The sequence below is a fragment of the Chryseobacterium turcicum genome (assembly GCF_021010565.1).
Taxonomy (GTDB): Bacteria; Bacteroidota; Bacteroidia; order Flavobacteriales; family Weeksellaceae; genus Chryseobacterium; species Chryseobacterium turcicum.
In genome coordinates, this window is record NZ_JAJNAY010000001.1 from 1,530,609 (window position 1) to 1,550,739 (window position 20,131).

The window sequence follows — 20,131 nt, forward strand, 5'->3', positions numbered from 1 at the left end:
TGAAATTGCATTTAGAATGAAAAAATCTTTAAAGAATTTGTGCACACTTTTCTTGCTGTTACCAGGATTATTTATCAGTCAAACGTACCAATGGCAATGGTCAAAACAGGCAGGCGGTCAAACAGGGTCTGTAAGTTCAGGTTTTGATTATCTTAGTGATGAATCGATAAGGGATATCGCTGTCGATAGTGACAATAATACCTATTATTTGGCAACTATTTGGGCACAAAACCAAAATCTAGATGGTACAGTCGTCACTAGTTATCACCAACGAGATTTATTTTTATTTTCTACAGATTGTCAGGGAAATATACGATGGTCTACTACTATAGGAGGGAAGGGAAGTAGTGAAAACGCTTGGAATATTGAGCTAGATAATAATGGAGGTATTTATTTGCTTGCTACTATTTATTCAAATTCTCAAATCGGTGATCCAGAGATGGTACCTATTCATTTAGATAATACTACGACACTACCACCTTATACTTATGTTGATCTTACAACAACGGATCCTGGATGTAAATCTTCATTTTTGTTAAAGTATAATACAGCAAATGGCAATCTAGCTTGGAGTAAATCTTTACAAGGTGATGTTTCTTTGACGTCAAGAGTTTGCGATTCACAGATGATGTATATGGATTCTGCTAAGAATATTCATGCTATCTTAGGCTTTAGAGCGGGTACGCATTTGAATTCAATGATAACAGTTCCTTCTTCATTTACAAACACAAGTCAGTACTTTATGGTTAAGTTTGATTATGATGGAGGAAATATGACCCCTTCATCGGCGGTACTATTACCAATTACTGGGGATTTAAATGCTGGAGTAACCAACGGGCACGTCAATATGCTTTATGATGATTCAATTAACCGTTATTATTTAGCTGGTAAACGGAGAGCAGGATCATATAGTTCTTTAGTCGATTTTTCTTTTAATAATATTCCTGTTACCAAAGAGGCGTATCTCATAGCATTTAGTGTAAATGGTACTACGGTCTCAGAAGCTTGGAGAAAAGAAATTGATACAGGTAAATCATCACCAGACGATGAAATCCAGTCAATCATTAAAGATGCTAACTCCTCTGATATCTATATTTCAGGGCGCTATTTTTCAGATGCCGGAGCGTCTGTTTCATTTGGTACTTACACATTTCCTCCTGTATCTTACAATTTGCAGAGACCTTTCGTAATGAAACTGAATTCTAGTGGAAATGTTCAATGGGCAAAAATAGCAGATGGGATTCCTGCAGCAGTGAACAGTAATGGCTACCGTTTTATGAAAGGTAGAATTGCTCAAAATGGTAATGAGATAGGTTTTGCACACGGAAGTTGGGGATCAGTTTGGGGAAATTATTCTTTACTTCGACCAAGCGGAAGTAGTGCAGAACCTATATTGGTTCGTTTAAACAAAGATTCTGGAGCAGTGTTGGGAATGGGAGAAGTCTGGAGCAATGCAGGATCTACAGACGAGTTTACCGCAATTGCCGTTGATAACGACGGAAATTACGTTTTAGGAGGCTTTTTTCATCAGCAGTTGTTTACGGATGCTAATGATAATGTACCTACGATGGCTCTTAATCTTACCATAGGTAAATCTCAAAATTTCTTTACAAAGTATGCTAAATCAGTATGCAGTAATTTATCCGTTGAAGAAACGGCTTTAGAGGCAGGTTTACAGTTCTATCCTAATCCTGTTCAGGATGTGCTTAGTATAAAAAGTAAAAATAAACTCGAAAGTTTTGAAATGTATTCTTCCACAGGTCAAAATATTAAGCGAGGAAATTTACAGAATACCAATGCTCAAATCAATATGAGTGCATTGACTGCAGGAGTTTATTATGTAAAAGTAAAAACTGAGAACTCTGTGGTTACAGAAAAGATTATTAAAAAATAATGAAATTGCATTTAGAATGAAAAAATCTTTAAAGAATTTGTGCACACTTTTTTTGATGTTACCAGGATGTATTTAAGCTAAACAATAATAACCAATAATTAAAAGCCGTTTAAACGAAAATTTTAAGTGGCTTTTTTATGCTTTACATTCTAGAAAATTCAATGTTAATAATAGATTTCTATTATTTGTGCCAGAAATCGTAGAGTGGTCTTAATTTTGCAAAAAGAAAGTAATTATTGAGAAAATCAGTAAATTATTAGTAAAGCTGTTTAAACTAATTTTTGTTTAACCGCAAAAGAAGTAAAAGAAATTTGGAATGTATATTATTAGATATTCAAAGCTCTCAAAAGAATAAAAATCAAAGATTTTTGAGAACTTATGTGCTCTTTTTTTATTTTAAAAATAAGCTTTAATAGAAATATCTAAATCTTTTGTGCCTTTTGTGGTTAAATAAAAATTTAAATAAGTTTAATAAAACAAAAGACCATTTTATGAACCGTAAAGAATTTCTCAGACATTCACTTTTAGGAATGGGAGCCTTGTATTTTACAAGCTTTTCATCAGTTGTATTCGCTAAAAGTAATGTAGAGACAGAAAATGTAGAAATTGATAATGTGATTATCGGGTCTGGATATGGAGGAGCTGTTGCTGCCCTACGTTTAGCCGAAGCTGGGCATGAGGTAACGATTTTAGAAATGGGTCTTAATTGGGAAAAGTCTGGTGAAAAATTTTCTCCGATGATTAGCCCCGGAAAATCTGCAGCCTGGTTGAGAACGAAAACTATTGCGCCATTTTTTAATATTTTCAACACCAAAAAATATACAGGAACACTTGACCGATGGGATTTTAGCAATATCAAAATCTGGATGGGAAGAGGTGTTGGCGGAGGTTCTCTTGTAAACGGAGGAATGGCAGTGTTACCAAAAAAAGATTATTTCAGAGAAATATTTCCGGAATTGAATGCTGAAGATTTTTACGGAAAATATTTTCCATTGGCTGAGAAGGAGCTTGAAGTAAATTCTGCAGATGAAAATTTTCTTGAAAACTGTAGTTTTTATAAATTCAATAAAGTTGGTGAGCAAGAAGCTCATAAAGCAGGGTTTAAAACTGTGCGTGTTCCCAATGTATATGATTTTAAATATATGGAAGCTGAATATGAAAACAAAGTTCCACGTTCGGCTCTTGCAGGTGAGGTGATTTATGGAAACAATTATGGCAAGAAATCTTTAGACAAAACCTATCTTAAAAAAGCCCAAGAAACAGGCAAGGTTCAAATTCATGATTTGCATAGAGTTGAAAGTATAACAAAAGGTTCAGATAATACGTATATTTTAGAAGTGATTCAAACGAATACTGTTGGAGAAATTATTGCAAAAAAGAAGATTGTTTGTAAAAAGCTTTTTTTATGTGCAGGAACGATGGGAACGTTAGAGTTGCTTTTAAAATCGTCAAATGATAACAAATTGACTCTAAATTCTGAAGTTGGACAAAATTGGGGCAACAACGGAAACTTCATGACGGGCAGAAATTTTGTCAAAACATTTTCGGGAGGAACTGGGGTAAATCATTCTACAATTCCTGTAGGAGGAATTGATAATTGGAATGATAAAGAGCATCCGTTTTTTACAGAAATTGCCCCACTTCCGATGGGGATGGATGTGGCTACTTCACTTTATTTAATGATTAGTCCGGTGCCCAAAAAAGGTACTGTATTTTTTAATCCAATTTCTGGGAAAATAGATTTAAAATGGTCTGAAAATAATGTTGCTCTTGCCAGAAAAAATGCCGAATATTTTATTAAAACAATGAATAAAGCAAACGGCGGAACAAGAGCGCATTTGCTGTTTAATAACGGATTCGGAGCCGATATTTGTTATCATCCATTGGGTGGTGCAGTATTGGGAAAAGCAACAGATAAAGCTGGGCGACTTTTAGGTTCTGAACATCTTTATATCATCGATGGCTCTTTAATTCCCGGAACGATTGGGGTGAATCCGTTTTTAACGATTACTGCATTGGCAGAATATTGTATCGAGCATATTATTTCTGAAGATTATTGATATAAAATGATTTTAATCCATAGTTTACAACAAGAAGTATTAAATAAAAAGACCGGATGCTTCAATATAAGCATCCGGTCTTTAATTCTTGTCATTTGATTATTTTGCTTTAATAGCCATTTGAGCTGTAGTTGTCAAATTATCTCTTTTCAAGGTAACAGACCTTGCTTTTCCATCTTTAAAATCAAATTGTAATAAGTTAGGATAATCTATAACTCTAAATAACCCGTTTTTTAGATAGACCAATTCGTTATCGTTTTTTCCTTTAAAATGGTCTAAAAGTTCTGACTCTACATAAAGACGGTTGTTTTTTTCTACTATTTTGGTTTCCATTCCTTGTGCGTAAAGAAAATCATCATAAGTTCCGATGAGTTGTTTTTTTAGATTTGAAGGTATTTCCTGAGTTTTTTCACGCATTGTTTTTCCTTCCCAATTCATCAATGACAGAATTTTTCTTTGCGTTGCTCCCATCACAGGAAAACGATTTGGTTTTTCGCCATTGGCAAGAAAGGCAAAGCCATTTCCATCTTTCATCGTGCCCATTACGGTTCCGCCAACTCCGGTGTTTGAGCCATTGCAAGTAAACCAATCGTAATCGTTATATCCAAAAGATTTTTGCCATCCGTAACTCCATCCACCAACGGCATTTTTCAAAGCGGTTACTTCCGTTACTTTTTTGGCAACATTGTGAGAAATCACTTTGTTATTTTTATTGCGCAAAGCATTTTGCATCTCCATAGCAATTTTAGCCAAATCAGTAGGTGTAGACCATAATCCTGAAGGACCAACTTGTGGGGTGATAGGCAAACCTGTTTTTATCACTTTTCCGTCTTTGTCGTGAACTGATGCAACATTCGTTAAAAATCCTTTTTCATTAGGCTGAATCATTGTGGTGTTTTTCAATCCAAGTGGAGAAAATAGGTGCTCTTTTGCAAGCTCTGCAATAGATTTGTTAAAAGTATCTTCCAAAGCCATTTGAATAATGGTGTAGCCACCACCGCTGTATTGCCAATCGGTTCCGGGCTCAAAAGTAAATTCAATTTCTTTATCATATCTCGGGATTTTTCCTAAAAGACTTTCTACTAAAGTCGGGATTTTTTCTCCTTCATAATGGTCTTCGAATCCGCTTTGGGTAGTTCCTGCGGTATGATTCAGATACTGTTTCCATGTCGGGCTCTTCTTTTCGGTAAACTTACTTTTTGGTAAATGCCATCTTTTTAAATGTTTGTCGATGGGTTCATCTAGATTGATAAGTCCTTTCTCTTCCATAATATAGCAAAGCAGCGCTGTAATTGGTTTTGAGATAGATGCTGTAGAAAATGCGGTATTTTCATCTATTCTCTCTGGAGAATTTGCAGATTTTACTCCGAATTGATTAGAATAAACAATCTTGTAGTTTTCAAAAACAACCACGCTAAATCCTGGAAGTTTGTACTTTTCTAATTGTTCTTCAATTTTCAAACTATCGGTAAGAAAGCTGTAATTTTTTTTCTGAGCAAAAACTTGAAAACTTGTAAAGAATAATAGAAATAAGCTGATGTAAGAAATTGTTTTCATTGTATCGTTATTTAAGGTTTGATAAATATTTCGATACAAAGATGTGGAAGTGCAAAATCTTATGCGACCGAATACATGTATTCGACCCTATTTCGAGAAAAGAATGGGTAAGAGTAATGATTTAAAACGTACGAGTAATTACAAACTGTTGTTTTATACCGCTTTACGGTATTCGGTGGGCGTGTTTCCGGTTTGTTTTTTAAAGGCTGTATTGAAGGAAGATTTAGAATTAAAACCAACTTCATACAAGATTTCAAGTATAGTAACCTTCGATTTTGATGTGTCTTTCAGAATTTTCATGGCATTTTCAATTCGGTAAGTATTGACGAAATCATAAAAATGTTGCCCTAACTGATGATTAATTAAAACGGATAATTCGCGAACGGGAACATCGATTTCTTTAGAAATATCCTGAATTTTTAAGTCAGGATTAAGAAATGGTTTTTCATCAGTCATGTATTGTTTGAGCTTCAATAAATCTTCATTCAGTGTCTCCGGCTCTATTTTTTTATCCTCCAAAATCAAATCGGAAACGAGTTTCAATTTTGAATCAATATTTCTAAAAAGTCCTGGATTATTGAGTGCTTTGTACAGATACCAACACGTGATAAATGGTTGAAGCATAAGAATTCCTATTTTAATCCAATCAGAAATGTATGGATAATCAGAAAATTTTAAAATATTCTTTAAAATAACAATCAGATAAAGAGTCGCCAAAACGCTGATAAACTGAAAAAGCCACTGGTAAGAATTCAGACTTCCGCCCGAATTATTCTCCAAATAAAGCTTTTTCGACTTTCTCAATACCAGAAAAGCTGCGGTAAAATAAAAGACAATCTGAAGATGCAACAACCAATGATTGATTTGCAGCTCTATCATATTTTGGCGGTTGATGATAAAATCAAGCTTAGAATCTACGTCTACCAGATAAAAACGAGGCAATAAAACAAGATTTGCAACTAGATACGGAAGCAGATGAATAAAATATTTCGGTTTCCACTTAAAATCTGAATAGCAAACCGACAAAACATAAAGGTAAAAAGTAGGAATTTGTAAAAAACACAACATGGCTCTAAACATTCCGAGGTTTGAAGGGCCGTTTGTAATTTGGCTAATCAATGGTTCACTCGTATCGATGGCTGTTATGATAAGAAAAAAAGCGAAAAGATAGTTGCTGGTCTTGTGTTTTGTTTTGACCGTCAACATAAAAAATGCCAAAAAAAATGAAATGAACAGCGAGATTCCCGTTACAATATTTAATAAATTATCCATTCACCTAGTTTTCTTTTGAATTATAGTTTTTGCGCTGTAAATATAATTGAATTGCTAATAGATATCAAATTCATATTTCAAATCTTCAATAGAAATGATTATTTCATAATAAAACCCAGCTTCAGGTAATGAGAGCTGGGCTTAAATGTTTTTGAGGTTGTTTTTTTGAAATAATTAAAGGGTTATTAATAAAGTGAAACCATAGATTAATTCACTTTATTCAATTAAATCCAGCTTTTTTTATCATAAGCTGCTTCCCAAAAGTAATATTCCATTCGTGAAGAAGTGATAAATGCTTCAGTCATTTTTTCTTTGATAGCGGGTGTTGTAGAAGCTGCTGCTTCATCACACGCATTTATAGCTTGTTCAACAGCGATTCCAAATTCTTCGCCTCCGTAAGTATCTATCCATTTTTGATAAGGATTATTTTCAGATTGTAGATTGTTGTAAATATGGTCTCCCACTTTTTTATAAATCCAGAAGCAAGGTAATACGGCAGCCATCGCAATCTCTACCGAATCTAATGCAGCTGTACTTTTAAGAAAATGTACATAATGATGACAGGCTGGCTGCATATCGCCTCTTTCGTTTAAACCAAAATCTTTAAAATAAGATTCATGAAGCGCATTTTCTACAATGATGGCAGTTTCTGCATATTTTAGATATCTCAACGTATTGTTAATATCGTGAGCTCTTGCTGCAATTAATGCCAACGCTCTTCCAAAATGCTCTAGATACAGAGAATCCTGAGCCATATAAAACTGAAATTTTTCTTTGGGCAAACTTCCATCTGCCAATTCAGAGACAAAAGGCATGGTAAGAATGGCTTGATAGCGCTCTTCAGTTTGTTTCCAGGTTAATTCAGACCAATTCATTTTTAATTATTTTATGGGGATTAAAAAAGTGATTAAGTGGACCATTTCCTTTTCCGATGAGAACATCTTTTCCGTTTTTAATAGCCTCAAAGACATATTCTTGTGCTAATTCAACCGATTGATGTAGCTCTTCACCTCTTGCAATGTATGCTGCAATAGCCGAGGAAAGGGTACATCCGGAACCATGGGTATTGTTGGTGCTAAATTTTTCTGTTTCAAAAGAAGATTGTTTACTATTTTCCTCAATAAATAATGAAGTGATGATAGGAAGTTCCTGATGTCCGCCTTTAAGAAGAATATTTTTGCAACCTGATTTTAAAATCTTTTCTCCAGCAATCTGCATGTCTTCTAAAGTTTTTACTTCCATTTTTGCCAATATTGATGCTTCATCCATGTTTGGGGTAATAATATCCGCGATGGGAAATAATTTTTCAACGATTGTTTGAATGGTTTCCTCTTCAATCAGTCGGTGTCCGCTTGTCGCAACCATAACCGGGTCGAACACAATTGGAGTTTTGGGATATTTAGCTAAAGTATTTACAATGGTTTCAACCAATTGAGGAGTATGTACCATTCCTATTTTAATGGCATCAGGAAAAATATCATCCAATACCGCTTCGATTTGAGCGGCAACAGCTCCCATAGAAATGGGATATATTTTTTGTACTCCCATCGTATTTTGAACCGGAAGCGCAGTAAGTACTGAGGTTGCATAACATCCCAACGCTGAGAATGTCTTGATGTCGGCTTGTATTCCTGCGCCGCCGCTGCCATCAAAACCTGCAATCGTAAGGACAGTGGGGTAAGTATATTTTTTCATTTTACTATTTCATTTTTAATTTCGTAAGCTGCTTTTTCGGGATTTTCTGCACTACAGATTGCTGATACAATTGCTAATGCATCTGCTCCGGCTTTTATAATTGCGGCTGCGTTTGAGAAATTGATATTTCCGATAGCGACAAGAGGTTTATCGGTAAGAGACCTTATTTTAGATAAACCTTCCAATCCCCATTCTGTTACTGTATCTTTTTTGGTGTCTGTACTAAATATCGGACTGATTCCCAGATAATCTGATATTTCTGTATTTACACTTTCGAGTTGGCTCAAATATTCGATGGAATATCCAATCATTTTATCTTTAAAAAATAATTCATTTCTGAGAATTGAGGGTGCTTTATCATTATTTCCCACATGAATTCCAAATGAACCTATTTTTTCGGCAATCTCAAAATGGTCATTAATAATAAGCGGAATATTATATTTATCAGTAATCTCTTTTAAAGCTATTGCTTTTCTAAGAAAATCTTCTGTTGAGGTATTTTTTTCACGCAGCTGAATAATATCTACACCACCCAAAATCGATTGTTCTGCAACTTTAAGAAAATCTTTTCCCAAGCAATCTTTTTCAGAAATCACTAAATACAGCTGATAAGGAAATGATGTTTTCTTAATCATTGTTTTATCAGTTTTAAATAGGTAGAAAACTCTTCTTCGGTAATATTGTAGAGTTTATCAATGATATTAAGTTGTAAACTTCCTGGGCCTGTACTTTGTTTCGCGGCTATTTCTCCTGCTACGCCCAATAAACTCATTGCAGAAACGACAGCTTCGGTTTTGTTTTCTATAACTCCGATAAAAGCACCAATCAGCGCAGTTGCTGTACAACCCAATCCGGTAACTTTAGTCATCATAGGATGCCCGTTTTTTAAGTGTATTTCTTGATTTTCACTGATGATAATATCGGTTTCACCAGAAATACAGACTATTGATTTGTGATTTTGTACCAATATTTTGGCTGCTTCTACAGCTTCATTGCTTTGGGCTGTACTGTCTACTCCTTTTGTAATTGTTTTAGTGGTTTTTGAAAGAGCGATAATTTCAGAGGCATTTCCTCTAATTACGGTAGGGTTTAAAGAGATTATCTTACTTAATACAGAATCACGATAAGATGTTGCTCCAGCTCCTACAGGGTCTAATATCCAAGGTTTATTGAGTTCGTTTGCTTTTTTTATTGCGATAAGCATGGTCTCTTCCCAATATTCATCAAGTGTACCAATATTGATGACTAATGCGTGTGAAATATTTACCATTTCTTCTACTTCAGATTTTGCATGAGCCATTATTGGTGATGCGCCGATTGCCAGAACTGCATTAGCCGTGTTGTTCATTACAACATAATTGGTGATACTGTGAACGAGAGGAGAAGTGTTTCGTACTCGAAGTATGTTGTGCCAAAGATTGTTTTCCATTCTAAAATTTTTATCAATAAAAGCTTTAGGATAAAATCCGGTACAACAGTCATAATTTTAGAATATGACATATTGCTTTTCCCTACGTCGGTGTAAGCCGTATCAGGTTCAAAGGGACTCTCTCAATTCTTTTCAGAATACCCCTAAAGCGTAACACAAAAGTATTGAAAAATATTGATTTGTAAATTAAAGGATACTGATGTCTTCAAAAAATGAAGCTTTCATAAAAATAAACCACTCTAAAACAGTTGTTTCAAAGTGGTTTTATAATAATAAAGCTGTTTAAACTAATTTTTGTTTAACCGCAAAAAGGGCAAAAGAAAGTCGAAATGTATAGTATTAGATATTCAAAGCTCTCAAAGAATTAAAAATCAAAGATTTTTTTGAACTTATGTGTTCTTTTTTCATTTTAAAAATAAGCTTTAATAGAAATATCTAAATCTTTTGTGCCTTTTGTGGTTAAATAAAAAGTTTAATACAATAAGCCTAAAAATTAAAATCTTTGCGTGAAAAAGATTTTATTCAATAAATAATAGTCTTTTTCATATAAAAAGAAAATCCCGAAGCGCAATTGCTCCGGGATTTTTTCGTAATGTATATAATATTGATTTAGTGTCTTTTGAATAAGATTTCGTCCATTTTTGCTTGTTTCACATAGATTTTTTGAAAACTTACCGGCATATATTGATATAAAATATCCCATTGATGAGTGTCGGTTTGCTTTTTAAAACTCTTGAAAGACCTTACAAAAAGATTTTCGATAATCTGTTTTACGTTTTGCGTTCCATTCCTGTAAATCCAGCCCATCATTTTGATGTTGTGATTCACAATGTTGATTTTCGATTCCTGTAACAGGTTTTTCAGGTGATCTACTGTTGTCTGAATAATTCCTGCAAAGTTATCTTGTGCTGAAAGTTGCACGATTTCCTTTTGTAACGAAGGATAGAATACTTTTAAATGTTCAATTGCCCCATTTTCATTAATTACTTTCTTGTCAATATTCTTCATTTTAAATATTTTTTCAAAACATTCTTGTATTAGCCAAAACTGTACCAAGTTCTTGATTGTAATATTAAAAAACTGTTTCTTATGTGAATTTTGTTTTAATTTCTTACCCTTTGAGAAATCTTTTATTAATGGCAACTTTCGCACATATTATAAATCTTTGTTTAGTGATTAAAATTATAATTCGTTGATTATTAATGCTAATAGTAATACTCAGTTTTTACGATTATGTAATAAACCATTTAAATAATGTAATGAAAGATTCTGCCAAAATTTGAATAAGAGTGCTTTTTATCTGCCATAACTGAAAGATGTCATACTTTTCTTAACTGAATTAAATCATAAATTCAACGAAGTCAAATGTATTTTCAAACCTTTAGCATTAAAATTTAGCATAATGTGACAAGTAGGATATTCAAATTTTTAATTTTCAGATTCAAAGAAAAGAGATATTTATTCCGTTTTAACTTTCAGATTAAATATATTTGCAATCCATAAAAAATCATCGATGTTTACAAAAATTGTAGTCCACAGAGTAGGAAATAAAATCAACGGAGAATCACTTATACTTTCACAGGAAGAGCTTCAGTTGGATGAAGGTACAGTAGAGATGCTAGAAAATTACTTTTTAGGCTCTTTTAAAACTGAAGAAACCTATCAATTCTACAGCGATTCTTATTTGGTAAACAATCCGGTTTTCAGTTCGGTGTCTGAGATTTTTGATGATAAAGCCAAGTTCCTTTGGGAAGCAGAAAATATTGCTAAACATCTTTTCGAAGCTGCAGAAAATCCACGCGTTCAAGGTGGAGAGTTATTCATTGTTTTCTTTGAAGACGAAAGAGAAAGCGAAGAAAGAGTAGATAAAATCGGGATTTTTAAAACCGAAAAAAGAGATTCTTTCTTAAAGATATTCCCTAAAAACGAATCTTTCGAAATTGAAAAAGACCAAGGAATCAGTCTTTCAAAAATTGATAAAGCAGCCTTAATTTACAATAACAATAAAGAAAGTGGCTATGTACTTTCCGTGGTTGATAACAACAAAAACGGAGATATGTATTACTGGTTCGAAGATTTCTTAAAAGTAAAACAGCGTGATGATGAGTATTTCCACACGCAGGAAGCTCTGATGGTTTACAAAGATTTTATCGTAAAGCAGCTTCCTCAAGAATTCGAAGTTTCAAAAGCAGATCAGGCAGATTTTTTAAACCAATCGATTAATTTCTTTAAAGAAAAAGAAGAGTTTAAGCTGGATGAATTTGCCGCTGAGGTACTGAAAGACGAGCATGTGATTGAAAGTTTTAATAATTTTAAAACCGATTACGAGCAAGAAATGCAGATCAACATTGCTGAAGAATTCCCAATCAGTGAAGCGGCGGTAAAAAAGACGCAGCGCCATTTTAAAAGTATTATTAAATTGGATAAAAATTTCCATATTTACATTCACGGTGACCGAAAAATGCTGGAACAAGGGCAGGATGATAAAGGAAAATTTTATATGCTTTACTTTGATAAAGAAGTCTAAGAGAAAGTTTTAAAAACAATGTTTCAAAAATTGAAGCTTTGGATTCTTTAAATAAAAGACATTTTTATATTATAATAACTGACGGTTTACAGGCTGAAATAAAGGGAATTAAATAAGATAACTCCACAATTTAACATTGGAAATTGAATCTCGGAATTAATTAAAAAAAACCAAAATTATCTTAAGTAATTTTGGTTTTTTTTAATTGGATATTGTATTTTGTTTTAATTTGTCATAATTTTTGTTAATTATAAATACGAAATCAATATTGCATACCACATCTTTCAATTTGCGTATTTAAATCAGTATCTTTGATTACTTATTAGATACTATGAATTTTGTAGAATGTCATGATGAGCCCATTCATGTTCCGGGCCACATACAAAGTTTTGGATACTTGATTGGCATAGACATAGCTTCTCTTACCATTACTTTTTTCAGTGAAAATATTACCGAGATTTTTAAAATTGAAAATTCCGAAGGACTTTTCGGGAAAAAACTTTCCCAATTTCCTGATGTTTTTCAGCAGGTAATAGATTCTGAAATCTTCAAAGACGACGGTTTTCTATTGAGAAAAGATAACGAAACTTATTTCGACAAAATTTTTTTAAACGAAAAACAATATCATTTTTCTGTTTTTCGTGCCAATGATTATATTTTTTTAGAATTTGAAGAGGTTACTGAAAATCATCAGAAGCGGATTACCAATAAATATGATAATTTCTATATTGTAGATAATGATCAGGAGATTTGGAATCAGCTTTTGAATACCATTTTCAATATCATCAATTATGACCGTATTATGGTCTACAAATTTATGAGTGATGGCTCAGGAAAGGTGATTGCCGAAAAAACCAACGATCATTTTGACAGTTATTTAGGGCTTCATTATCCCGAACATGATATTCCGAGACAAGCACGTGAATTGTACAAAAAGAAAAGAAAAAGAATTTTTTCTGATGTCTATTCAGAGCCTGTTCGTGTTTTGAGTCGTACAGAAACCAATATCGATCTTACTTTTTCTTCTTCCAGAGCGATGTCGCCCATTCATGGTCAATATGTAAAAAACTCGGGAGCTTCATCAAGTTTCAGTATTTCCATTATTATTGATGATAAATTGTGGGGATTGGTAACTTGTCATAATTCTGAAGCGAAGCATGTAGATCTTGAAGATCGCGTACAGGCGGGGATTTTTACCGTTTTAGCATCCAATGCCTATTCTTCTTTTAAAGCTAAAAAAGAGCTGGAATATCGATTAGATTTAAATGAAAAATTAAATAATTTAAAATCTGAATTCCTGAAACATGGAACTTTATTTGACTCTTTAGATGCCAATAAATCTGAACTAAGACTGATGCCAAAAGCTGACGGATTGGCCATTATTTCTGATACAGAGATTGTGACAGATGGTTTAACCCCCGATAATGAAACGATTGATAGAATTGTTGATTGGGCTTATCAAAATACACCGCAAAATGTTTTTGTAAGCAACAGCTTTCTAAAAGATTATGGACAAGAATTAAATTTAAATTCAGATACCGCCGGAATTATCATTTATTTTATTGAAAGAAGTAAAAAAGAAATTTTAATATGGTTTAGAAAAGAATTTGACGAGCATATTAATTGGGCTGGAAATCCGGAGAAAAAAATTGATGTGTGTTCGAAAGACGGCGTAGAGACACAATTTGTTTCTCCTCGTACATCTTTTCAGGTTTTTACGGAAAATAACAAAGGAAATTCTAAAAGATGGGGTGCTAAAAATGTAATCGCAGTAGATTTAATCCGTGATTTGATTCTTGAAACTTCTCACAAACAGTATATTACCATAAAAAAACTGAATGACCAGCTGAAAAAAGTAAATGAAGAGCTCGACAGTTTTTCTTATACGATTTCACACGATTTGGGAACTCCGCTTACCGTGATGAAGCTGAATGCACAGATGTTACTCAACAGTTTAGAAAACCCATCAGACAAGAATAAGACTAAAATCAATTCTATTATCGGTGAGATTGATAGTATGGCAGAAATGATGCAGAATGTGCTTCAGCTGAGCCGTGCAAAACACAGCGAAATACAGCTTGAAACCATTGAGACCAATCTTACCATTAAGAATATTACTGAGAATGCAAAAATCACCTACGATAGCCAGAAAAGTATGGTGGTGATTAAAGAATGTCCGGAAGTGTTGGCCGATAAAACGATGTTGCATCAGGTGTTTTTAAATATCATCAATAACGCAGTAAAATATTCGTCAGACCAGGAGCAGCCGATAATTGAAATAGAAGGTACAGAAGCGGGAGACAAAATTATTTATCGTATCAAAGATAACGGTATCGGTATTCCGGAAGAAAATAAGCATAAAATGTTTAAAATTTTCAACCGTATGGATAATGCCAAAAAATTTAAAGGAAATGGAGTAGGCCTTTCTATTGTTCACAGAATTATGAACAGATTGGGTGGAAATGTAGATTATGAGAGTAATAAAGATGGAACTTGTTTTATTTTAACGTTTCAAAAACCTAATTTTGTACAACTTTAAAACAAAAATATGGTATCTGAATATCTAAAACAAAATACAGCCGAGTATCACGATGCAGCTGAAAAATTATTTAGCTCTGAAAAAATTTTTAATAAAACCTTTACTTTAGAAGATTATAAAAAAATCATCAACACCAATTATTTGATGTTGCTTCACAGTGAAAACAAAATTTTCACCAGTCTTTCTGATAAGTTTTCTGAAAAACTTCAATTAAATCAAAGAGTAAAACTTCCTTTGATTGAGAAAGATTTGGCAAGTTTGGCATTAGAAAATCAAACTCCGTCTCACGATTTTGAATTGGCTAATGATTTTGAAGCTTTGGGAGCAATGTATGTGATTGAAGGTTCTACTTTAGGTGGAAACGTTATCGCAAAACAACTTTCTAAAACTGAAGGATTTGATAATGTAACATTTAATTTCTTCGGTTGTTATCAGGAAAATACAGGATCGATGTGGAAGAATTTCAAAGAAGTTTTAGACACTGAAGTTACTGAAGAAAACTATAATGAAGTGTTAGCAGGCGCTAAAAAATTATATACGTTTTTATTAAACGTTAATTAATTTTCTTAAATAATAATTAAAATTCCCGAAAGATTGCTCAATTTTTCGGGAATTTGTACATTTGGGAAGCAAAAAATTAAACGAACAAATAAATAATAAAAAGTAATATTATGAAACTGTAAAGTTCCATAATACCATTAAAAACAATAAATCAATATATTATGAAAGTAACTGTAGTAGGCGCAGGCGCTGTAGGAGCAAGTTGTGCAGAATACATCGCAATGAAAGACTTCTGTTCAGAAGTAGTTTTAGTAGATATTAAAGAAGGTTTTGCTGAAGGAAAAGCAATGGACTTGATGCAAACTGCATCTTTGAACGGATTTGATACAAAAATTACGGGTACAACAGGAGATTACAGCAAAACAGCAGGTTCTCACGTAGCAGTAATCACTTCTGGAATTCCAAGAAAACCAGGAATGACAAGAGAAGAATTAATCGGTATCAACGCTGGAATTGTAAAAGAAGTTACTGAAAACTTAGTAAAAAACTCTCCGGACGTAATCATTATTGTGGTTTCTAACCCAATGGATACTATGGCTTATTTGGTACACAAAACTTCAGGTCTTCCTAAGCACAAAATCATCGGTATGGGTGGTGCTTTAGATTCTGCAAGATTCAAATACAGATTGGCTGAAGCTTTAGAAGCTCCAATTTCTGACGTAGACGGTATGGTAATCGCTGCTCACAGTGATACTGGTATGCTTCCTTTATTGAGCAAAGCGACAAGAAACGGAGTTCCAGTAACTGAGTTTCTTGACGAAGCTAAACAACAATATGTAATCGAAGAAACTAAAGTTGGTGGTGCTACATTAACTAAATTATTAGGAACTTCTGCTTGGTACGCTCCGGGTGCTGCAGTATCTGTAATGGTTCAGGCAATTGCATGTGACCAAAAGAAAATGATTCCTTGTTCATTAATGCTTGACGGAGAGTATGGCGAAAGCGATATTTGTCTTGGTGTTCCTGCAATTATCGGGAAAAACGGTGTTGAAAGCATCGTAACAATTTCTTTAACTGAAGAAGAAAAAGCTAAATTTGCTGAAGCTGCACAAGCGGTAAGAGAAGTAAATGGTGATTTGAAGTTTTAATTTTTATTAAACTTTATATAAATGAAATCCGCGCTCGAAAGAGTGCGGATTTTTTTGCTAGCAATCAATTACTTGATGTTTTTATCAATAGAGTTGGGCTTTAGCCCGACTTTAATTAAAGAGTTAACTTCGGCTTTAGTCAAAATATATTGTTTTTTAATAAGGTTGATTGCTTGGTGTTTTTTGTCTATTGATTATTTTTAGAGTTATCAATATTATCTGACTAATGATAAATATTAAAAATGGGATTGTAAAGGCAGGATAATTTAAAGCTTCAATAGAAACGTACATCAATCGGCTTGCAATTGCCAAATTCATAAGTATAAAACTGATTAACGAAATTAAAACTGAGTGTTTGCTTTTTATAAAGCTGAGAATAATTCCTGCAATACCAAAAAATGCAAAAAGTTGATCAATATTTCCAAAATCAAAAACAGCAAAACTAAGCCATAAAATAAAAGGAATAGGTATCATTTGTCCCATTAACATTATTAATGAATAGGATATAATGGAAAAGATTTTAATATATTTCTGCACGATTTATCTTAAATTTAACTGAATATTTTTATCCTTGAAAATCTCCACAATCATGTTCCTCAAATTTTTCAATCAAATTTTGAAGAGTGTAAAATTCTGAGATTCTTTTATTTTTCAATTCCGGTTTTTTGCCTTCAAATGTGAGCTTGTAAATAGGTTCGTTTTCAACTTTAGTAAAGATGAAAGTTGTTTCTGAGGTGATTACTTTTAAACTATTCCCTGATTTTTCATACTTGAAGTCTTTAAACTTTTCAAAATCATTTTCGTCACAAACATTGACGATATCAAAATTTTTCTTGTTGATTTTGAATATTGCTAAATCACAGGCATAACAGTTTCCACTGAATTCTGTTCCGTATTTTTTGAAAACATTTTTATTTTTAGAATCTTTCAATTCAATAGGAGCAAGTTGGCTGTATTCGGATAAATCGATATCCTGAATTTCCTTTTTGTCGACAGGTTTTTTATCCGTTTTAATTTCAACAGATTGTTCAGTAGGAATGATTTGTTTTTCGGTTTCTTTATTCTCCGATTTGCAGGAAAAAATGGCTAATGATAATACGATAGCGTAAAATGGAAGTGTTGTTTTCATATATATTAAAAATTTAATTAATCTCCACCACAACCGCCACAACTGCTGCACGAGCTTCCGCCGCAAGAAGAGTCTGATGATGAAGTTCCGCAACCACCATCAGAAGTAATAGCTGTAGTTTGATTGGTTAAAGGTGCAAAAGACGTTGTTAAAACTGCAGTTCCCAAAAGAAAATAGCTCCATTGCCAATCGTTGTTGGTGTTTTTCTTCGGTAATATAACGGTTTTGTATAAGTTGGGTAAAATTTTAGAACCAAACAAAAGAGTAAGCCTGAATAGATATCCAATCATCATAAAAATTAAAATAATAACGACAAAACTTATTTGAAGAATTGGTTTTTCACGTAAAATTCCTGTTGTGATTCTGAGAAATCCAAACATCATTAATGAAAGAAAAACAATTAAATTTAGGACAAACAAATTGGAAAAAAACCTTGACCTGTTAAAATATTTTTTAACAGCCTCCATTGAATTAATCATATTTGTAAAGACAGGTTTTTTAATAAGCTGAATGAAAAAATTTGAGTAAGAAGTCTTTCCAAGCTCATTTAGTAAATCGACAATTTGTTGATGTTCTCGTGATTTTATAAATGTTAGTTTGTTGGTGCTAATTGTTTGGTCTGCGTTTATTTTTATCGAGCCATTATCAATTAGTTCATTCACGGCTCCGTTGATGACGGGAGAAATATTTTTGTTTTTAAGGTAAATTAATTCATAAGGTTGAAGGTTAAATATAAAAGAATCTTTACTGAATAAATGAGCTGCCTGTGCAAATTTTCTTCGGTTATACCATTCTAATCCTGTAAAAGTGATTACGGTTAATCCTAAAAATAGGAAAATAAAATCAGGATTTTCAATGCTTAGATATAAAGATTTCAACAAAAAGTATAGAGGAAAACTTAGAACAACGAATGCTAATATCCCTACAATTAATGCGGTTCTTAGTTTGAATTTTGATTTTCCTAGGTGTAGACTTTCAAAAGGGTTTGAATAATTCCAGATGTTTTCAGGGTGTTTTCCAAATTCAGTTTCGTATAATTTTGTTGTACGTTCTTTGGCAAGTTTAAATTTCTGAAAATCTTCTTTATTGTGAGTAGAAGGAATGTGCTGAATCTGCTTCCCTAGAATTTTACAAAATTCTGAATAAGATTTAGTGAAAATAAGATGTTGATGCCACACGGTATCGACAATCTCAGAAGGCGAAACCATCATTTCTGAAACCGCAGCCAGATACATGAATTTTTTGTATTCTAAAACTGCCTGTTTTGTAAAATTCTGAGTCCAATAATTTTCATGAGCCAGCCTTAATGTAAAATCATACTCACTTTTAGGGAAATCAAAATCGAAATCTTCAATTTTTTTCCAAAGCTCTTTATTCATCATGTTTTTGAATGTTGATTTTAAAGATAAGTAATTTTGGGTTTTGAAAACTGAATTCAAATGATTAAATACTCAGATTTAATATTCGCTTAAAAATAATCCGTCACCAGTTCCATATTCACTATTGCTCCGGCTACATTTCCGGTCATCACAGCGTTAGAAACTGAACGCATCATTGATGAATTGTCGCCGCAAACAAAAACTCCCGGAATATTTGTTTTCTGAAACTGATCTGTTTTAATGTGACCAAATTCTGTAAACTCACAATCTAATATTTTTGGAATTTCAGAGTGTTGGTGAAAAGGAAAAGCTCCGTAAACTGCATCAAAATTCATTTCTGTTTGGTCTGAGAAAATAATGCTTTCAACGATTCCATTTTGGTGTTTCAATTCCGATATTTCATGCTCAATAATCTGAATGTTGTTTCGCTTCAATTTTTCTTTTTGCTCAGCTGTGAAAACTTCTTTTCCACGAGTGAGAATGGTAACGTCTTCAGTTAGATTTTTAACAAGCGAAGAAATATGTATGGCTTTGTCTCCATTGGCAATAATCCCTGTTTTTTTATTTCTGTATTCATAGCCGTGACAATAAGGACAATGAATCAGAGATATTCCCCAAGATTCCTTAAAACCTTTGATGTCTGGAATTTCATCTACAATTCCCGTTGCAACAATTAATTTTTTTGAATGAAATTTTTCGTCGTTTTCTGTAATGATTTCAAAACCTAATTCAGTTTTTTTAGCATCAACTGCTTTTCCTTGGTGAAAGTGAACGGTTTCATAGTCGCTTACTTGCTTTTTTGCACTTTCTGCAATTTCTTTGGGCGATTTTCCGTCCTGAGTCAGAAAATTATGAGAATGAGGCGTTTGTTCATTGCAGGGTTTTCCGCTGTCTATCACTAAAGTTTTTCTTAATGATCTTCCTAAAGCCATCGCAGCAGAAAGCCCGGAATAACTTCCCCCGATAATGATTACTTCGTATTCTGTTTCATTCATAATTCC

17 protein-coding genes and 1 riboswitch are annotated in these 20,131 nt (G+C 33.1%); of the genes, 6 read left to right on the top strand and 11 right to left on the bottom strand.

Translation table 11 applies throughout. The annotated features are described in order from the left end of the window. Window positions 1-16 precede the first annotated feature (16 nt). Both LO744_RS06960 and LO744_RS06965 read left to right on the top strand, forming a co-directional pair. Window positions 17-1,894 (top strand): T9SS type A sorting domain-containing protein, encoded by a 1,878-nt coding sequence (locus LO744_RS06960; protein ID WP_230668351.1) that lies wholly within the window; start codon window positions 17-19, stop codon window positions 1,892-1,894. A 491-nt stretch (window positions 1,895-2,385) separates the two neighbouring features. Further along, entirely contained in the window at window positions 2,386-3,954 is a 1,569-nt protein-coding gene (locus tag LO744_RS06965) for a GMC oxidoreductase (RefSeq protein ID WP_230668353.1), read from the top strand. Window positions 3,955-4,053: 99 nt separating this feature from the next. Here the strand turns inward: LO744_RS06965 and LO744_RS06970 are convergent, their stop codons facing one another. The 7 genes from LO744_RS06970 to LO744_RS07000 all read right to left on the bottom strand — a co-directional run bounded on the left by LO744_RS06970 (window position 4,054) and on the right by LO744_RS07000 (window position 10,915). Beyond that, the gene (locus tag LO744_RS06970) at window positions 4,054-5,511 is read right to left on the bottom strand and encodes a serine hydrolase domain-containing protein (protein WP_230668355.1); all 1,458 of its coding nucleotides are present in this window, start codon (window positions 5,509-5,511) and stop codon (window positions 4,054-4,056) included. Between the two features lie 153 nt (window positions 5,512-5,664). Next, on the bottom strand, window positions 5,665-6,783 hold the full coding sequence (locus LO744_RS06975; protein WP_230668357.1) for a helix-turn-helix domain-containing protein: 1,119 nt from the start codon (window positions 6,781-6,783) through the stop codon (window positions 5,665-5,667). A 224-nt stretch (window positions 6,784-7,007) separates the two neighbouring features. Next, on the bottom strand, window positions 7,008-7,658 hold the full coding sequence (gene tenA / locus LO744_RS06980; RefSeq protein ID WP_230668359.1) for a thiaminase II: 651 nt from the start codon (window positions 7,656-7,658) through the stop codon (window positions 7,008-7,010). Then, window positions 7,645-8,478, bottom strand: coding sequence for a bifunctional hydroxymethylpyrimidine kinase/phosphomethylpyrimidine kinase (gene thiD, locus LO744_RS06985; protein WP_230668361.1), 834 nt, complete (start codon window positions 8,476-8,478; stop codon window positions 7,645-7,647). Before thiD ends, tenA begins: the two co-directional genes overlap by 14 nt. Continuing rightward, on the bottom strand, window positions 8,475-9,113 hold the full coding sequence (thiE, locus tag LO744_RS06990; protein ID WP_230668363.1) for a thiamine phosphate synthase: 639 nt from the start codon (window positions 9,111-9,113) through the stop codon (window positions 8,475-8,477). Before thiE ends, thiD begins: the two co-directional genes overlap by 4 nt. Beyond that, on the bottom strand, window positions 9,110-9,907 hold the full coding sequence (gene thiM / locus LO744_RS06995; RefSeq protein ID WP_230668365.1) for a hydroxyethylthiazole kinase: 798 nt from the start codon (window positions 9,905-9,907) through the stop codon (window positions 9,110-9,112). Before thiM ends, thiE begins: the two co-directional genes overlap by 4 nt. 62 nt (window positions 9,908-9,969) lie before the next feature. Further along, a riboswitch (TPP riboswitch) is annotated at window positions 9,970-10,062 on the bottom strand. 454 nt (window positions 10,063-10,516) lie between these two features. Next, window positions 10,517-10,915: a DUF7674 family protein gene (locus tag LO744_RS07000; protein WP_230668367.1), complete on the bottom strand. Its 399-nt coding sequence runs from the start codon at window positions 10,913-10,915 to the stop codon at window positions 10,517-10,519. A 505-nt stretch (window positions 10,916-11,420) separates the two neighbouring features. On the opposite strand from LO744_RS07000, the gene LO744_RS07005 reads away from it, so the two are divergent. The 4 genes from LO744_RS07005 (at window position 11,421) to LO744_RS07020 (ending at window position 16,622) form a co-directional block, all read left to right on the top strand. Next, on the top strand, window positions 11,421-12,434 hold the full coding sequence (locus LO744_RS07005; RefSeq protein WP_230668369.1) for a nucleoid-associated protein: 1,014 nt from the start codon (window positions 11,421-11,423) through the stop codon (window positions 12,432-12,434). A gap of 331 nt (window positions 12,435-12,765) precedes the next feature. Beyond that, entirely contained in the window at window positions 12,766-14,973 is a 2,208-nt protein-coding gene (locus LO744_RS07010) for an ATP-binding protein (protein ID WP_230668371.1), read from the top strand. A 9-nt stretch (window positions 14,974-14,982) separates the two neighbouring features. After that, on the top strand, window positions 14,983-15,534 hold the full coding sequence (locus LO744_RS07015) for a biliverdin-producing heme oxygenase (RefSeq protein ID WP_230668373.1): 552 nt from the start codon (window positions 14,983-14,985) through the stop codon (window positions 15,532-15,534). Between the two features lie 161 nt (window positions 15,535-15,695). Beyond that, entirely contained in the window at window positions 15,696-16,622 is a 927-nt protein-coding gene (locus tag LO744_RS07020) for a malate dehydrogenase (RefSeq protein ID WP_230668375.1), read from the top strand. Between the two features lie 156 nt (window positions 16,623-16,778). On the opposite strand, the gene LO744_RS07025 is transcribed toward LO744_RS07020, so the two are convergent. From LO744_RS07025 to LO744_RS07040, 4 genes are all read right to left on the bottom strand, one after another. After that, complete coding sequence (locus LO744_RS07025) at window positions 16,779-17,105, bottom strand: hypothetical protein (protein WP_230668376.1); 327 nt, start codon at window positions 17,103-17,105, stop codon at window positions 16,779-16,781. A gap of 82 nt (window positions 17,106-17,187) precedes the next feature. Continuing rightward, complete coding sequence (locus tag LO744_RS07030) at window positions 17,188-17,751, bottom strand: hypothetical protein (protein WP_230668377.1); 564 nt, start codon at window positions 17,749-17,751, stop codon at window positions 17,188-17,190. A gap of 17 nt (window positions 17,752-17,768) precedes the next feature. Further along, complete coding sequence (locus LO744_RS07035) at window positions 17,769-19,133, bottom strand: glycine-rich domain-containing protein (protein WP_230668378.1); 1,365 nt, start codon at window positions 19,131-19,133, stop codon at window positions 17,769-17,771. Window positions 19,134-19,219: 86 nt separating this feature from the next. Further along, entirely contained in the window at window positions 19,220-20,125 is a 906-nt protein-coding gene (locus tag LO744_RS07040) for an NAD(P)/FAD-dependent oxidoreductase (RefSeq protein ID WP_230668379.1), read from the bottom strand. Between the last annotated feature and the right edge of the window lie 6 nt (window positions 20,126-20,131).

Excerpts from the sequence above, each read along its gene's own strand:
- LO744_RS06960 (WP_230668351.1), top strand. The coding sequence starts at position 17 with ATGAAAAAATCTTTAAAGAATTTGTGCACACTTTTCTTGCTGTTACCA.
- LO744_RS06965 (WP_230668353.1), top strand. The coding sequence starts at position 2,386 with ATGAACCGTAAAGAATTTCTCAGACATTCACTTTTAGGAATGGGAGCC.
- LO744_RS06970 (WP_230668355.1), bottom strand. The coding sequence starts at position 5,511 with ATGAAAACAATTTCTTACATCAGCTTATTTCTATTATTCTTTACAAGT.
- LO744_RS06975 (WP_230668357.1), bottom strand. The coding sequence starts at position 6,783 with ATGGATAATTTATTAAATATTGTAACGGGAATCTCGCTGTTCATTTCA.
- tenA (WP_230668359.1), bottom strand. The coding sequence starts at position 7,658 with ATGAATTGGTCTGAATTAACCTGGAAACAAACTGAAGAGCGCTATCAA.
- thiD (WP_230668361.1), bottom strand. The coding sequence starts at position 8,478 with ATGAAAAAATATACTTACCCCACTGTCCTTACGATTGCAGGTTTTGAT.
- thiE (WP_230668363.1), bottom strand. The coding sequence starts at position 9,113 with ATGATTAAGAAAACATCATTTCCTTATCAGCTGTATTTAGTGATTTCT.
- thiM (WP_230668365.1), bottom strand. The coding sequence starts at position 9,907 with ATGGAAAACAATCTTTGGCACAACATACTTCGAGTACGAAACACTTCT.
- LO744_RS07000 (WP_230668367.1), bottom strand. The coding sequence starts at position 10,915 with ATGAAGAATATTGACAAGAAAGTAATTAATGAAAATGGGGCAATTGAA.
- LO744_RS07005 (WP_230668369.1), top strand. The coding sequence starts at position 11,421 with ATGTTTACAAAAATTGTAGTCCACAGAGTAGGAAATAAAATCAACGGA.
- LO744_RS07010 (WP_230668371.1), top strand. The coding sequence starts at position 12,766 with ATGAATTTTGTAGAATGTCATGATGAGCCCATTCATGTTCCGGGCCAC.
- LO744_RS07015 (WP_230668373.1), top strand. The coding sequence starts at position 14,983 with ATGGTATCTGAATATCTAAAACAAAATACAGCCGAGTATCACGATGCA.
- LO744_RS07020 (WP_230668375.1), top strand. The coding sequence starts at position 15,696 with ATGAAAGTAACTGTAGTAGGCGCAGGCGCTGTAGGAGCAAGTTGTGCA.
- LO744_RS07025 (WP_230668376.1), bottom strand. The coding sequence starts at position 17,105 with ATGGGACAAATGATACCTATTCCTTTTATTTTATGGCTTAGTTTTGCT.
- LO744_RS07030 (WP_230668377.1), bottom strand. The coding sequence starts at position 17,751 with ATGAAAACAACACTTCCATTTTACGCTATCGTATTATCATTAGCCATT.
- LO744_RS07035 (WP_230668378.1), bottom strand. The coding sequence starts at position 19,133 with ATGATGAATAAAGAGCTTTGGAAAAAAATTGAAGATTTCGATTTTGAT.
- LO744_RS07040 (WP_230668379.1), bottom strand. The coding sequence starts at position 20,125 with ATGAATGAAACAGAATACGAAGTAATCATTATCGGGGGAAGTTATTCC.